Origin of the sequence: Rhodococcus sp. IEGM 1379 (assembly GCF_030056815.1) — a bacterium.
In the GTDB taxonomy this organism is placed as follows: domain Bacteria; phylum Actinomycetota; class Actinomycetes; order Mycobacteriales; family Mycobacteriaceae; genus Rhodococcus_F.
Genome location: NZ_JASHKR010000096.1, coordinates 1 through 14,862, shown reverse-complemented (window position 1 = coordinate 14,862; position 14,862 = coordinate 1). Strand labels below are relative to the sequence as shown.

General features: G+C 61.2%; 14 protein-coding genes and 2 pseudogenes. 11 read left to right on the top strand and 5 right to left on the bottom strand.

The features are described 5' to 3' along the window. The first annotated feature begins 74 nt into the window (after nucleotides 1-74). Nucleotides 75-899 (top strand): crotonase/enoyl-CoA hydratase family protein, encoded by an 825-nt coding sequence (locus QM600_RS26230; RefSeq protein ID WP_283264665.1) that lies wholly within the window; start codon nucleotides 75-77, stop codon nucleotides 897-899. A gap of 127 nt (nucleotides 900-1,026) precedes the next feature. On the opposite strand, the gene QM600_RS26225 is transcribed toward QM600_RS26230, so the two are convergent. Both QM600_RS26225 and QM600_RS26220 read right to left on the bottom strand, forming a co-directional pair. After that, nucleotides 1,027-1,977, bottom strand: a complete 951-nt coding sequence (locus QM600_RS26225; protein WP_283264664.1) for a hypothetical protein — start codon at nucleotides 1,975-1,977, stop codon at nucleotides 1,027-1,029. Nucleotides 1,978-2,180: 203 nt separating this feature from the next. After that, on the bottom strand, nucleotides 2,181-3,218 hold the full coding sequence (locus QM600_RS26220; protein WP_283264662.1) for an LLM class F420-dependent oxidoreductase: 1,038 nt from the start codon (nucleotides 3,216-3,218) through the stop codon (nucleotides 2,181-2,183). 79 nt (nucleotides 3,219-3,297) lie between these two features. On the opposite strand from QM600_RS26220, the gene QM600_RS26215 reads away from it, so the two are divergent. From QM600_RS26215 to QM600_RS26190, 6 genes and pseudogenes are all read left to right on the top strand, one after another. Beyond that, nucleotides 3,298-4,269, top strand: coding sequence for a Zn-ribbon domain-containing OB-fold protein (locus QM600_RS26215; RefSeq protein ID WP_283264667.1), 972 nt, complete (start codon nucleotides 3,298-3,300; stop codon nucleotides 4,267-4,269). An 8-nt stretch (nucleotides 4,270-4,277) separates the two neighbouring features. Continuing rightward, nucleotides 4,278-5,342 carry a thiolase family protein gene (locus tag QM600_RS26210; RefSeq protein WP_283264660.1) on the top strand — a complete coding sequence of 355 codons (1,065 nt, stop codon included), beginning with the start codon at nucleotides 4,278-4,280 and terminating at the stop codon, nucleotides 5,340-5,342. Then, nucleotides 5,342-6,523, top strand: a complete 1,182-nt coding sequence (locus QM600_RS26205; RefSeq protein WP_283264659.1) for a thiolase family protein — start codon at nucleotides 5,342-5,344, stop codon at nucleotides 6,521-6,523. The genes QM600_RS26210 and QM600_RS26205 overlap by 1 nt, the downstream gene beginning before the upstream one ends. Before the next feature lie 12 nt (nucleotides 6,524-6,535). Then, the gene (locus tag QM600_RS26200) at nucleotides 6,536-7,399 is read left to right on the top strand and encodes a TIGR03619 family F420-dependent LLM class oxidoreductase (RefSeq protein WP_283264658.1); all 864 of its coding nucleotides are present in this window, start codon (nucleotides 6,536-6,538) and stop codon (nucleotides 7,397-7,399) included. 8 nt (nucleotides 7,400-7,407) lie between these two features. Continuing rightward, entirely contained in the window at nucleotides 7,408-7,818 is a 411-nt protein-coding gene (locus QM600_RS26195) for a nuclear transport factor 2 family protein (RefSeq protein WP_283264656.1), read from the top strand. Nucleotides 7,819-8,002: 184 nt separating this feature from the next. Continuing rightward, nucleotides 8,003-8,410: pseudogene (locus tag QM600_RS26190) on the top strand (VOC family protein); the annotation flags it as partial. A 206-nt stretch (nucleotides 8,411-8,616) separates the two neighbouring features. Here QM600_RS26190 and QM600_RS26185 read toward each other — a convergent pair. Next, the gene (locus QM600_RS26185) at nucleotides 8,617-9,867 is read right to left on the bottom strand and encodes a cytochrome P450 (protein ID WP_283264654.1); all 1,251 of its coding nucleotides are present in this window, start codon (nucleotides 9,865-9,867) and stop codon (nucleotides 8,617-8,619) included. A gap of 175 nt (nucleotides 9,868-10,042) precedes the next feature. Here QM600_RS26185 and QM600_RS26180 point away from each other — a divergent pair, with 175 nt between their 5' ends. From QM600_RS26180 to QM600_RS26170, 3 genes are all read left to right on the top strand, one after another. Further along, the gene (locus QM600_RS26180; protein ID WP_243618730.1) at nucleotides 10,043-11,206 is read left to right on the top strand and encodes a steroid 3-ketoacyl-CoA thiolase; all 1,164 of its coding nucleotides are present in this window, start codon (nucleotides 10,043-10,045) and stop codon (nucleotides 11,204-11,206) included. A 1-nt stretch (nucleotide 11,207) separates the two neighbouring features. Then, nucleotides 11,208-11,699, top strand: a complete 492-nt coding sequence (locus tag QM600_RS26175) for a nitroreductase family deazaflavin-dependent oxidoreductase (protein ID WP_283264653.1) — start codon at nucleotides 11,208-11,210, stop codon at nucleotides 11,697-11,699. Nucleotides 11,700-11,819: 120 nt separating this feature from the next. Then, nucleotides 11,820-12,491, top strand: a complete 672-nt coding sequence (locus QM600_RS26170; RefSeq protein WP_283264652.1) for a GNAT family N-acetyltransferase — start codon at nucleotides 11,820-11,822, stop codon at nucleotides 12,489-12,491. 69 nt (nucleotides 12,492-12,560) lie between these two features. Here the strand turns inward: QM600_RS26170 and QM600_RS26165 are convergent, their stop codons facing one another. Together QM600_RS26165 and QM600_RS26160 are read right to left on the bottom strand one after the other, a co-directional pair. Beyond that, nucleotides 12,561-12,887 (bottom strand): YnfA family protein, encoded by a 327-nt coding sequence (locus tag QM600_RS26165; RefSeq protein WP_283264651.1) that lies wholly within the window; start codon nucleotides 12,885-12,887, stop codon nucleotides 12,561-12,563. A 454-nt stretch (nucleotides 12,888-13,341) separates the two neighbouring features. After that, a complete protein-coding gene (locus QM600_RS26160; RefSeq protein ID WP_283264649.1) occupies nucleotides 13,342-14,268 on the bottom strand; it encodes a L,D-transpeptidase in 927 nt (308 codons plus the stop codon). A gap of 297 nt (nucleotides 14,269-14,565) precedes the next feature. Here QM600_RS26160 and QM600_RS26155 point away from each other — a divergent pair. Then, a pseudogene (locus QM600_RS26155) lies at nucleotides 14,566-14,862 on the top strand (ABC transporter ATP-binding protein/permease); the annotation flags it as partial.

Here is a 14,862-nt window from a genome sequence, read left to right as displayed (position 1 = left end):
CAAAGTAGAACGTGTTACCGTTTCTGGCAAGACCCAATTTGAGAGCCAGCTCACAAACCGCCCAGGAGTCATCAGTGTCCTCAACGACGACCGAAAAATCCGACACGTCGGAAACAGCGCCGCACGCCCTCGTCGAGAAGCGCGGTCACGTCCTGATCATCACCATGAACCGCCCCGAACGTAAGAACGCCATCACCGGCGAGATGATGGCGATCATGATCGACGCGTGGAATCAGGTCGACAACGACCCCGACATCCGCGTCGCTGTCCTCACCGGAGCCGGCGGAGATTTCTGTGCCGGCGCAGATCTCAAGAACATGGCCGCCAAGCCCCCCGGAGACGCCTTTGCCGAGGGCGGAGTCGACATGTCCAAGATCGAGGGCCTCCTCAAAGGTCGTCGACTCACCAAACCTCTCATCGCCGCCGTCGAAGGCGCTGCCATCGCGGGCGGCACCGAAATCCTTCAAGGCACCGACATCCGCGTCGCCGGCGAGAGCGCCAAGTTCGGTGTCTCCGAAGCCAAGTGGGGCCTCTTCCCCATGGGCGGCTCCGCAGTGCGTCTGGTCCGCCAGATTCCGTACACGATTGCTGCCGACATCCTGCTGACCGGCCGCCACATCAAGGCGCCGGAAGCCAAGGAAATAGGCCTCATCGGTCACGTCGTCCCCGACGGCCAGGCACTGGACAAGGCACTCGAACTTGCCGAACTCGTAGCTGCAAACGGACCTCTCGCTGTCCAGGCCATCCTCAAGACCATCCGCGACACCGAGGGAATGCACGAGGAAGACGCATTCCAGATCGACGCAAAATTGGGCATGCAGGTCTTCATGAGCGCTGACGCGAAGGAAGGCCCCCGAGCCTTCGGCGAGAAGCGGGCCCCCAGCTTCAAGGGCGTCTGACCTCTCCCGTAGCCCCTCCTCACCCCCTTTTCCGAGCGAACGTACCTTTCGGCGCATCCAAGGCGACGAAAGGTACGTTCGCTCGGTCTGTTTCGGTCCGCTTTGTCCGATGTGTACCGATTTCCGTTCATCGCGCGACGGCTGATACTTGTGGTCGTGGACGGGAGCAGGCCAGCGCATAGTGCCGCCGAAGGTCGTCAATCACCCGCGCCGGGTCAGTTCGCAGTGCACTCGGCACAGTCGGCAACACGATGATGCCGGCGTTTTGCATGCGCGTCCGACGCTCGACGGTGCGCTTGTAGTCCGTCGGCGACAGATGCCATTCCAATGAATCAATGTCCCAGGCGAATGCCACAGAGTCGATCCATCCGTCCGGAATTGCGATCAACTTCCCGTCTGCATCCCGTATTTCACGGTTGAAGAGCATGTCCGGCAGGCCACTTCGCCGCCACAATTCCCGCGCCTCGATTTCGGGGACGGAGTGCAGGTTGGCGTTCACCTCACGCAACACCGCGCGTGGAAGGGCAGATCCACGACAGCTCCCCGCATCCAGTTCCTTGGAGAGTTCACGCACCGACGCATCACCTCGCTGAATAACCTCGGCTATCAGCGACCGAGTGGGATCCAACGCTTTGCATCGCCGTGCAGCATCAAGCAACGCTCTGGCTAACGGGGCGCACCGCACGCCGTGCCGCATCTCTGGTTCAGGCAATCGAATTGTTCGCTCCGCCACCACAAATCCCACCGATTGAGCACGGCGATGGATCGGAATAAGCACCTGAACTTCACCCGAGTTAGTTCGATACCCGTATTCGGAGAGCGCGGATCTGCCAGTGAGCATCGCGCCGTCGCCGCTGAACATGAGCGCCGCCACTGCTCGCTGCCTCGGCGTCGGCTGACCATTTCCGAGCAAGATGACGCCCGGAAGTATCCGTTGCCACGGCCCACCCGCACGGCATCGTCCGTGAACTGCTGAATTCGAGACCTTCAGCCGGGCGAGTTCCGACGTTCGGATCACGCCACTTGTGCTGGCTCGGTAAATCTGGTCGGGGTCCCGGCCCCACTCTCCTCGACGCATAGTTGCAGCATGACGCAGACGCAGACGCAGACATCACCTCAGGTGTCGACCTGGGGTTTTACACTGGCCTGTGGATAACTTTTGTGGTGCGAAAGTGGCGTTGATCGCCTTAGATACGCCGAAAGGTACGTTCGCTCAAAAGAAGGTGGGCTACCGACAATCAGCTAGCGCCCCTTCGGCACAGTAGGGAATACCCGCTGGCGTCAGCCCAGCACCGCGTCTGCCAATGACCGCACATGATCGGCGCTGCGGCAGGTCACCAGCAACATGGTGACGCCGGCTTCCTCCCAGCGTTTGACGTCGGCACGCACTTCGTCGATGTCGCCGATGATCATGGTTTCGGTGACCATTTCGTCGGGGACGACGGCAGCGGCTTCTTCCTTGCGGCCGGACATGAACAGGCGGCCGATCTCGTCGACCTCCTTCTCGTAGCCCATGCGCTTGTAGACCTGGGCGTGAAAGTTCAACTCCGGGGCGCCCATTCCGCCGACGTACAGGGCGGTCATCGGCTTGAGAGCGGCAATGGTGGCGGTGCGATCATCGGTGACGACGACCTGGCAGGTGGCGGCTACCTCGAAGTTTTCGCGGCTACGACGCGCACCTTCCCGAGCGAACCCTTCGTCGAGCCACTTGTTGTACATGGGTGCGAGGCGCGGGGTGTAGTAGATCGCGAGCCAACCGTCGGCGATTTCTCCCGCGAGCGCAACGTTTTTCGGGCCTTCGGCGCCGAGCCAGATGGGGACGTCTGCGCGCACTGGGTGCGTAATGGGCTTGAGCGGCTTACCGAGCCCCGAACTTCCGGGTCCGTTGTAGGGCAGTGGGTAGTGCGGTCCGACACTAGTCACGGGAGCCTCACGGGCGAGAACCTGACGGACGATCGACACGTATTCGCGAGTGCGCGCAAGTGGCTTCTCGAAGGGTTGGCCATACCAGCCTTCGACGACCTGGGGTCCGGATACGCCCAGCCCCAAGATCGTTCGACCGCCACTGAGGTGGTCGAGTGTGAGTGCGTGCATCGCGCAGCTCGTTGGCGTCCGTGCGGAAATCTGCACGACGGACGTACCCAGTTTCACTTTCTCGGTCCGAGACCCCCACCACGCCAACGGCGTGAATGCATCCGACCCCCAGGATTCGGCGGCGAAGACGGCGTCGAAACCCGCGTCTTCGGCGGCCTCGATCAACTCTGGGGCGTTCGTGGGCGGCTGTGCGCCCCAGTATCCGAGTTGCAACCCAAGCTTCATCTCGTGCCTCCGTATCACCGGTGATCAGTCGTGACTCTTGCCACATTCACTAGAACCTGTTCTACTCGATCTTGTGACCATGGGAAAGAGCGGGGTGGCAGAGAAGCCACTGAGCGCACCACTAAAACTGGAATTCAACTACACCCGATCAACGGGTCCGACCATTGGCGCGTTCGTGAGTGCGCTACGTAATCGCAAGGTGATCGGGGCTCTCGGGTCCGATGGCCGCGTGTTTGTACCACCGCAGGAATTTGATCCGATTACCGCTGAACCTCTCACGGAGTTCGTCGGAGTTTCCGACGGCGGCACCGTCGTGAGCTGGACGTGGAATGCCGAGCCTCTCGAAGGGCAGCCTCTCGCCAAGCCGTTTGCGTGGGCTCTCATCAAGCTCGACGGCGCAGATACCACGATGCTCCATGCTGTGGACGTCGATTCGTCGGATGCGATCAGCACCGGACTGCGGGTTCGCGCCCGCTGGGCAGCCGAGCGTGTCGGGCAGATTCAGGACATCGAGTGCTTCGAACCGGGTGAAACCGAAAATGGTGTCGCGACACTGGATTCCGACGGGGATCCGGTCACCATGATCACCACCCCGATCATGCTCGACTTCATGCATTCTGCTTCGCCCGCAGAAAGCTTTTACCTGCGCGGACTTGCCGAAGGCAAGCTCATTGGCGGCCGCTCCGGCCCGACGGACAAGGTCTACATCCCGCCGCGCGGCGCCAACCCCACCAACGGACTTCCCACAAACGAGCAGGTGGAGTTGCCGGACAAGGGCATCATCACCACGTTCTGCATCGTCAACGTCCCGTTCCTGGGCCAGCGCATCAAACCGCCCTATGTGGCGGCGTACGTTCTGCTCGACGGCGCAGACATCCCGTTCCTGCACCTGATTCTCGAGTGCGACGCTGCCGATGTGCGGATGGGTATGCGCGTCGAAGCTAAATGGAAGCCGCGCGAGGAATGGGGCTATGGCCTCGAAAACATCGAGTACTTCCGGCCGACGGGTGAACCCGACGCCGAGTACGACACCTACAAGCACCATCTCTGAGGGCGGACATGACAGACATCGCAGTCGTGGGCTTCGCGCAGGCCCCACACGTTCGTGAGACAACCGGCACCACCAATGGCGTCGAAATGCTCACCCCTTGCTTCCAGCAGTTGTACGCGGAATTGGGAATCACCAAGTCCGATATCGGTTTCTGGTGCTCCGGATCTTCGGATTACCTTGCTGGTCGCGCATTTTCGTTCATTTCTGCGATCGACTCGATCGGCGCAGTTCCGCCGATCAACGAGTCTCACGTCGAGATGGATGCCGCCTGGGCACTTTACGAGGCCTGGATCAAGATCATGACCGGTGAAGTCGAGACTGCACTGGTCTACGGCTTCGGCAAGTCTTCGGCCGGTAATCTCCGCAAGATCCTGGCGATGCAGCTCGATCCGTATCTTGTTGCGCCCCTGTGGCCCGACTCGGTAGCCATCGCCGGTCTCCAGGCCCGCCTGGGTCTCGATGCGGGCAAGTGGACAGAAGAGGAAATGGCAGAAGTTGCCGTTCGCAGCCGTCGCAACGCGAAGAACAATCCCAATGCGCAACTCTCCGGCGACGTGATCGCCGAGTCTCTGCTTGCCAGCCCTTTCCTGGCAGATCCGTTGCGCATACACGATTGTGCGCCTATTACTGACGGCGCCGCCGCCATCGTGCTGGCTTCGGGCAACCGCGCCCGGGACCTGTGCGAACGCCCCGCGTGGATCACCGGCATCGAGCACCGCATCGACTCCCCTAACCTCGGTGGCCGCGACCTCACAGTGTCGCCGTCTACCGCCTCGGCAGCCAAGGCCGCCACCCGGGGGAACGTCGCCGATATCGACGTCGCGGAACTGCATGCACCGTTCACCCACCAAGAATTGATCCTGCGGGAGGCAATCGGCCTGACCGACGCCACAACAATCAATCCGTCGGGCGGGTCACTGAGCGGCAACGCGATGTTTGCCGGAGGCTTGGAACGAATTGGCTACGCAGCCAAGGCAATTATCGACGGCAACGCGAATCGCGCGCTGGCTCACGCAACCAGCGGGCCCGTGCTGCAGCAAAACCTGGTAGCAGTATTGGAGGGACGTAACTGATGGCCGGAACGCCTCAACTCGCGGCCGTGCTCGGCACCGGCCAAACCCACTATGTCGCCAAGCGGCACGACGTCTCGATGGCCGGACTGGTCCGCGAGGCCATCGACCGCGCCATGGAAGACGCCCACGTCGGCTGGGACGACATCGACGCAATCGTCATCGGAAAGGCCCCCGACTTGTTCGAGGGCTCGATGATGCCGGAGCTCGCGATGGCGGATGCCCTGGGCGCCAACGGAAAGCCGCTCCTGCGCGTTCACACCGCCGGTTCGGTGGGCGGCTCCACCGCGATCGTTGCTTCCAGCCTGGTCAAGTCCGGTGTTCACAAGCGTGTCTTGACGGTCTCCTGGGAGAAGCAGTCCGAGTCCAACGCCATGTGGGCGTTGTCCACTCCCGTTCCGTTCACGATGCCGGTCGGCGCCGGAGCGGGCGGCTATTTCGCGCCGCACGTTCGTTCGTACATCCGAAGTTCTGGAGCGCCGTCACACATCGGTTCACTTGTGGCCGTGAAAGATCGACTCAACGGCAGCATCAACCCGTATGCACACCTCAAGCAGCCCGACATCACGCTCGAATCCGTTCAGGCGTCGCAGATGTTGTGGGACCCGATCCGCTACGACGAGACTTGCCCCTCCTCTGACGGCGCTTGTGCACTCGTGATCGGCAACGAGGAAGCTGCCGCCGAGGTTGAAGCTGCCGGCCGCACTGTGGCCTGGATTCATGCCACAGCCATGCGCACCGAGCCGACTTTTTTCGCCGGCCGTAACCACGTCAATCCACAAGCAGGCCGTGATGCAGCTGCTGCCTTGTGGAAGGCCGCCGGAATCACCGACCCGCTGAACGAGATCGACTGCGCCGAAATCTATGTGCCGTTCTCCTGGTTTGAGCCGATGTGGCTCGAGAACCTCGGCTTTGCAGCCGAGGGTGAGGGCTGGAAACTGACAGAAGCCGGGGAAACCGCTATCGGCGGCAAGCTTCCGGTCAATGCTTCCGGTGGAGTTTTGTCCTCCAACCCGATCGGCGCTTCCGGCATGATTCGCTTCGCTGAATCAGCCATGCAGGTGATGCACCGCGCCGGCGCACACCAGGTAGCCGGCGCACGCAAGGCCCTCGGCCATGCGTACGGCGGAGGCTCGCAGTACTTCTCGATGTGGGTGGTCGGTTCCGATCGCCCCACCAACTAAGGGGTAGCCAATATGAAGTTCACCGTCGGGGTTGCCATGATCCCCCTGGATCAGCTGCCTGGTATTGCCAAAACCGCTGAGGAGTGCAGCTACTCGTCGATTGCTCTGCCGGATTCACTGTTCTTCATGGAAACCCAGACGGCGGACTACCCGTACACCCCGGACGGGTCTCGGATGTGGAATGCCGAGACCCCCTGGGTTGATCCACTCATCGCTGCCGCCGCCATGGGCGCTGTCACCGAGAAGATCGAGTTCTACACGCAGGTACTCAAGCTTGGTAGCCGCAACCCCGTCCTCCTGGCTCGCCAGGTCGGATCAGTTGCGGCACTGACGAACAACCGATTCGGCTTCGGCGTCGGAATCGGTTGGGCACCGGAAGAGTTCGAGTGGTGTGGGGCTCCGTATAAGCGTCGCGGTGCTCGTGTCGACGAAATGATCGACGTCATCAAGCTGATCCTCAGTGGCGGGATGGTCGAATACCATGGCGAATTCTTCGATTTCGATCGTCTCCAGATGAGTCCGACACCCACCAAACCGGTTCCGTTCTACGTCGGCGGGCATACCGAGGTGGCACTCAAGCGTGCCGCTCGAGTCGGCGACGGGTGGACGTCGGCGATGATCAAGTTCGACGATCTGGTCGGCGTCATCGCACGACTGAAAGAGTTGCGCACCGAATACGGCCGCGAGAACGAGCCTTTCGAGATCCAGACCGTGTGTATCGATCGCTTCGGCAAGTCCGGTTACGCCGAACTCGAAGAGGCCGGTGTAACCGACATCATCACGGTGCCTTGGGCTTTCGACGGCATTGCATTTGATGCTCCGCTCGAAGCCAAGCAGGAATCATTGCGCAAGTTCGCCGAGCAGTACATCAAGTAAGGGACACGATGACCACTGAGCACCCAGCCCGCATCGCCGGTAACGCTTCCCGTGCTGCGGCAATCACCAAGAACAAGGACGAGTGGCTTGCACTCTTCGCCGAGGACGGCTGGGTCGAAGATCCTGTCGGCCCTTCGGGTTTCGACCCTGAAGGCAAGGGCCACCACGGCCGCGAAGCCATCTCCAAGTTCTACGACATGACCATCGCCACCGCCGATTCGCTCGAGTTCCTCATCGACGATTCTCTGGTGTGCGGCAATGAGAACGTCAACATCGGGAAGATCCGGACCAGCGTCGGCGGCATGATGATCGATGCTGAGGGTGTCTTCGTGTACCGCGTCAACGACGAGGGAAAGATCCAGTCGTTGCGTGCGTTCTGGGAAGTTGATCGTGCAATGAAGACTGCTCGCAAGGTCTGATTCGACAACATGAAGACTGCTCGCAAGGTCTGATTCGACAACGCACTCGTACGGCCCCCGGTCATCGACCGGGGGCCGTACCTGGTTGCGCCACGTGAGACGAAATGGTTTCCTGGGTATCAACGTCGCGTGTCGATGGCGGACTGCGCCAGGCCGATATATCGAAGCCTGACTCACCGCAGGCATGGAGGCGTCGTACCGCAAGGGGTCTTCGATGACCATTTCGTTCAACCACACCATTGTTGCCGCACAAGACCGTCAAGAGTCGGCGTGGTTCTTCACCCACATGTTCGGCTTGCCTGACCCGATCGAAGCGGGGCACTTCCTGGTCGTCGAACTCGACCACGGAGTTTCTTTCGATTTCATCCAGGTTGAGAAAGACACCGCGATAGCGCGCCAGCACTACGCATTCCTGTTCTCCGAGAAGGATTTCGACGGCATCTACCAGCGGATCACCGACTTGAAACTTGATCGCTGGGCGGATCCACACCAGTCGAGCACCGGCTTCAACACCAATGACGGTGGTCGCGGCGTGTACTTCCTCGACCCGTCGGGGCACTTCCTCGAAGCCATCACCAAACCCTACGGCGGCCGAAAATTCAAGGGCCGCCTGAAACTACAAAAGCGGCGCCTGCGGGAGATGAGGGATCCCACAGACGCCGCCCTAGTTCCGAATTACCCGACTAAGGGCCATCCGAAACGTTCAGATGTAGTTCTGTGTGCGTGGGAGCGATGAACGTTGCTCCCACGACCTACACAAACCTACTCGCCGGTTACTAACTCAGTATAGAGCTAGTTTCAATGCTTAACCGGGCAACCGGCAGTCTTGTAATCAACCTGAAACTCTTTGATGCCGTTGAGCCAACCGGAACGCAGCCGACGAGGGTCACCGAGCCTGGTGATGTCCGGAAGATGATCGGCAATCGCATTGAAAATCAGATCGATTTCGAGGCGTGCAAGGTTGGCGCCGACGCAGTAGTGCGCACCGGTGCCACCGAAGCCGACATGCGGATTGGGATCGCGCATGATGTCGAACTTGGTCGGGTTCTCGAAGGCGTCCTCGTCAAAGTTGGCCGACGCGTACATCATCACAACGCGGTCGCCCTTCTTGATCTTCTGGCCACCGACCTCGGTGTCCTCGAGCGCGGTGCGCTGGAAGGACGTAACCGGGGTTGCCCAACGAACGATCTCGTCGGCAGCGGTCTTCGGACGTTCCTTCTTGTACAGCTCCCACTGGTCGGGATTGTCGAGGAACGCGACCATGCCGTGTGTGATGGCATTGCGAGTGGTCTCGTTGCCCGCAACCGCGAGCAGGATCACGAAGAAGCCGAATTCCTCTGGGGAGAGCTCATTTCCGTCGATGTCAGCTTCGATGAGCTTGGTGACGATATCGTCAGCCGGGCACTTCTTGCGCGCGTCGGCCATCTGGTAGGCGTAGCCGAGGATCTCCATGGATGCGACATTCGGATCGATGTCGAACTCGGGGTCGTCGTACGACGTCATCTGGTTGGACCAGTCGAAGAGCTTCACGCGATCTTCTTGCGGCACACCGAGAAGTTCCGCGATTGCTTGAAGCGGAAGTTCCGACGCGACCTGGGTGACGAAGTCGCCGGCACCGCTCTCGGCAGCTGCCTTCACGATCTGCTCGGCGCGCTCGGTCAGCTCGTCACGCAGGCTGTTGATGGCCCGGGGCGTGAAGCCGCGGGAAACCAGCTTGCGGAGCTTGGTGTGCTCCGGAGCGTCCTTGTTGATGAGGATGAAGCGCTGCATCTCGACGTTCTCACGCGGGATGTCGTCGGCGAAGCGCGGAATCGCCGTGTTCTCGTGCGTCGAGAAAATGTCGTTGCGCTGCGAGACGTCGCGGACGTCTTCGTTCCGGCTGACGACCCAGTAACCCTCGTCCTGGAATCCACCGACCTCGGGCGGCTGCGGGTTCCACCACACCGGAGCGGTCTTCCGCAGTTCGGCAAATTCCTCGAAAGGCATCCGATCCGCGTAGATATCAGGGTCCGTGAAGTCGAATCCCTCGGGCAATGCGGGCTGTGCCACTACGTCTCTCCTAGCCTGAGCCTTTTCATCACCGGGGTGATGCGTATCCGTGATGTGTAACACGTTCTACTCACATTGAAACACAACCCTGCTTACTAGGGAAGGAAAGGTAGTCAGGTCTTGCTTCCAGCAGAGAACTTGTTCTACTTTTCACTACAAGGAAAGGAGCCCCGCCATGGGCACACCAGTAATCGTCGAGGCCGTTCGCACCCCCATCGGAAAGCGTGGAGGTTGGCTCGCCGGCGTTCATGCGGCCGAGATCCTCGGTGCAGCGCAGAAGGGCGTCCTCGAGCGTTCGGGAATCGACCCGATGCTGATCGAGCAGGTCATCGGCGGCTGTGTCACGCAGGCCGGCGCGCAGTCTAATAACATCACCCGCACCGCGTGGCTGCATGCCGGACTGCCTTGGCAGACCGGTGCCACTACCGTCGACTGCCAGTGTGGATCTGCGCAGCAGGCCAACCACTTGATCGCCGGCCTGATCGCCACCGGCGCCATCGACGCAGGCGTCGCCTGTGGCGTCGAGGCAATGAGCCAGGTTCCCCTCGGAGCAAACGTCGGCGACAAAGCCGGTCCCCGGCGTCCGGCATCGTGGGACATCGACCTGCCCGCCCAGTTCGAAGCTGCCGAGCGCATCGCGCGTCGACGCGGACTGACCCGCGACGACCTCGAAGCCCTCGGTGTCCGCTCGCAGGCGCTGGCAAAGCAGGCTTGGGACGAAGGCCGCTTCGACCGTGAGGTGCTCGAGCTTTCCGCACCCCAGATCGACAAGGAAGGAAACCTGACGGGCGAGACCAAACTGGTCAACCGCGATCAGGGGCTGCGCGATACGACGGCAGAAGCACTGGCTCGCTTGAAGCCGGTCATGGAAGGCGCAATCCACACTGCCGGAACGTCTTCGCAGATTTCCGACGGCGCAGCCGCCATCCTGCTGATGGACGAGGACAAGGCTCGCGCGCTCGGCCTCAAGCCCCGTGCCCGCATCATCTCGCAGGCTCTCGTCGGTGCCGAAACCGAGTTCCACCTCGACGGCCCGGTGCAAGCCACGACCAAGGTCCTCGAGAAGAGCGGCATGAAGATCGGCGATCTCGATCTGTTCGAGGTCAATGAAGCATTTGCCGCGGTCGCTCTGTCCTGGGCTCAGGTTCACGGACCGGACTTCGACAAGGTCAACGTCAACGGCGGCGCCCTCGCTCTCGGACATCCCGTCGGCAGCACCGGCTCGCGGTTGATCACGACCGCACTGCACGAACTCGAGCGTCGTGACGGTTCCACCGCGTTGATCACGATGTGCGCCGGCGGCGCACTGGCAACCGGCACGATCATCGAGCGCATCTGAAATGAGCACTCCCCCAGCTAAACCCAAGGGACTCGACGCACCGGCGACGGTCACCATCATCAAGTGGATGTCGAAGGCAAACGTCGCGATGTATCGAGCGACTGGCGGAAAACTGGGCAGCAAGTGGCGGGTCGGCAGTGCGTTTCGACGCGGACTGCCGATCTGCCTGCTCACCACAACGGGTCGCAAGTCCGGCGAGGAACGGATCAGCCCGTTACTGTTCCTCGAGGACAGCAACAACGTGATTCTGGTGGCGTCGCAAGGCGGGCTCCCCAAGAACCCGATGTGGTACCTCAACATCAAGGCCGATCCTGTGGTGACGGTGCAGATCAAGTCGCGAACCCGGTCGATGAAGGCCCGCGTTGCGACGGATGAGGAGCGCGCTGTGCTGTGGCCGAAATTGACTGCGATGTACGCCGACTTCGACAACTACCAAGCCTGGACGGATCGAGTCATCCCGGTGATCGTGTGTGAGCCGTTGCAACAGGCGTGAGACGCGTGCCACCTCGTGTCGTGAGACCAACGGGTGCCATCTGCGGCGAAGTGACGCAGTATTGAGTCGTAACGGTCCGCACGACACTGCGTTTGCAGCCTCGAACAGCAAGGAGTCTTTATGACGACGCACATTCAAGATCAGATCCTGGACCGTCGCGAGCTCACCGCCGCGCTCGTTCGCGCGTTGGAACGACGACACGAGGTCCTGGATGCCGTCGTCGACAGCTCCGACCATCAGGCTGCAGTGACGACGGTTGCAGAACTGCTCGGCACGTCCGCCACCAACGCCGAGGCCGTATTGAGCCTCAAGTTCAGTGCTCTGACCAAAGCGGCACGCGACCGCATCCAAGGCGAGCTCGAGAACCTCGACGCCACCCTGGAATGGACCACCGTGGATCGCCCGGCCAGCAGCGGCGCGCACTTCAATCTGCGCCCGTTCAACACCAGCCCGGAGGACGCGGCACTGTTCGCGACACGTTCCGCAGAACAGCTCGACGAGAACGGTGCTCCGTGGGCCGAAGATCGCATCGGAGCGGAACGGACAGCAGGCTTGGGCCGCATCGAAGACGAAAGCGCAGCTTGGTTTGTCGCCGAAGATGTTTCAGCCGGCGTCCCGGAGAGCGTCGGACTGGTTTTCGGTGAGCTCACCGATCAGGAAGTGAATGTCGCGATCTGGATCGCCCCGCAGGCCCGTAAGAAGGGCTACGGCACGGCCTGCATCAAGCATGCACGTCGTGAGCTTGCTGCCGAGTTCCCCGGCACTGTTCTGGTGGTTCGGGCAAAGGCCTAGGGGCTACGCCGCCCCTGTGCGTCTTTTTGGTAGTGGTCGCTACCAAAAAGGCGCACAGGGCCGAAGGCCCTAGCGGGCGTACATGATCACGCCGACTCCGGCGAGGCAGATCACCGCACCGGCGATATCGAAACGGTCCGGCCGGAAGCCGTCCATCACCACTGCCCAGAGCAATGAACCGGCAACGAATATTCCGCCGTAGGCAGCCAGGATTCGACCGAAATTGGCGTCGGGTTGCATGGTCGCGACCAGTCCGTAGAGGCCCAGCGAGATGACACCGAGGCCGACCCAGATCCAGCCTTTGTGCTCACGAATCCCCTGCCACACCAACCATGCCCCACCGATTTCGAGTACGGCGGCAAGGACGAACAGCAGTAGCGAGCGGGCGACGGTCATGCCGCACAGACTAGCGTTCCGTTCACATTGAGTGCTGTTTAGTGCACTCGATGTGAGTAACCGGATTACCCCGGCCACATTCACCACCACGTGGTGTTCCCGCGGCGATACCGTCTGCCCGCCGTGAGGCAGGTCTTACGTTTGGTTTCCGTCGGGCTTCTTTACCCTCTCGTCCGCAACTAGCCGAAGACGCACCACCCGTTGCCACTGCTGCAAGCGCAGCGAGGTTCAGAGCAGCATTGTGATCACGATCGCCGACTGTTGTTCCCCCGTCAGCTTTTCTGACCGGACCTTCACCGGACAGAACTGCATCGAACAACAGAAAACAGTCCTCATCGACCAACATTTCGTAACCCCATCGCGCAGCTGTTCCGCGAAGAAACGTAAGCCTCGTCCGGATACGAAAAAGACCCGGTGCGAATACTTCGCGCACCGGGCCTTCGTCAGAAGATTGTCAGCGGTTCCAGTCACCCAATCCGTCGGTGCCGCTGAGGACTCCGCCGGCCGTGTTCTGCACGATCACCGGATCACCCTTGCCCGCATTGTCGAAGAACCATTGGGCGTTCTCGGTACTGACGTTGAGGCAACCGTGGCTCACGTTGGTGAACCCCTGCTGCGCTACCGACCAGGGTGCCGCGTGAACGAAGATGCCACTGTAGGAGATTCGTGACGCGTACTCGACGTAGGTGCGGTAGCCCTCGGGCGAGTTGATCGGAACGCCGTAGGTGGACGAGTCCATGTACATATCGCGCAGCTGCTCGCCGACAATGTAGGTGCCGTTCGGGGTTTCGTGGCCGGGCTTACCGAAAGATGTCGGCATGGTGCGAACCACTTCACCATTGCGTGTGACGGTGATCTGCTTGGTGTTGTCGTCGGCGACGGTGACGAGTGCATCACCGATATTGAACGTGGAGTGCGAATCTCCCGCGTCGACGGTCACCGAGATGTTGGCCGGCCAGAACTGCGCCGGCTTCCAGCGCACCTGACTGTCGTTGATCCAGTAGAAGCTACCCTCGACGGGCGGGTTGGTCGTGACGCGAATTGCGCGTTCCGCGGTAGCACGGTCACCGATCGCTTCGTTGAACCGAATGACGACGGGCTGGGCAATTCCGACGCGCTCACCATTGGACGGGTTGACCGACGGCGCCGAGAAGTTGGGGACACCGATGGGCGGGACCGGAATCTGCGCCGGGGTACCCAGGAAGCCGGGCATCGCCGGATCCAATCCGGGAATGCCGACAACGACGGGTACCGGAACGTCCGGTCCACCCGGAAAAAGCGGGAAAGCCGCGGCCGGTCCGGCAAGAGCGAGTCCAGCCGCCACTGCCCCGACAATTGCCACAGCGATCCGTGACGTCCGACGCACTCGTTTGCTGACCATGTCACTTCTTTCGTTCGTTCACGTGCACACGCGTGCAAGGCGAGGCGGCGCCGACACCCGCCTGGTGCCGACGCCAACGTCCCTGCTCTCCGCTTAACGGCCAACAGGCACGATCGGGAGCAAACCTCACATTCCCCTTGTTATTAACACACAAAACGGGAAATCGGGCAATACGAGTGTTCGCTGGGCCGTAGCTACCGCTGGTGCCCAAGTTTGACGACACGTATTTCGGTGAACCCGCAATTAGCTTCCGTATCTGACGGGATCGGCTTTCCGTTTTCACGACGGAGGTGCACGGTGGACTGGAGCAACGCCGTACCGGACAGCGCGCTGTGGCTGGCCAAGGCCTACGCGATCACGGTGGTGATTCTGGCGATCACAGTGGTGCTGCTGGCGCGTTTCACCCGCTGGGGACGCCAGTTTCGACGGATGGCGTGGCCGTACTTCAATCCCCGTCGCACCCCGGTCCCGATGCTGATCCTCGCAGTATTGTTGCTACTCAACGTCTTCGGTGTCCGCGTGACCGTGTTGTTCTCCTACTGGTTCAAGGATTTCTACGACACCATCCAAAACCTCGACGAAGCCGGATTCTGG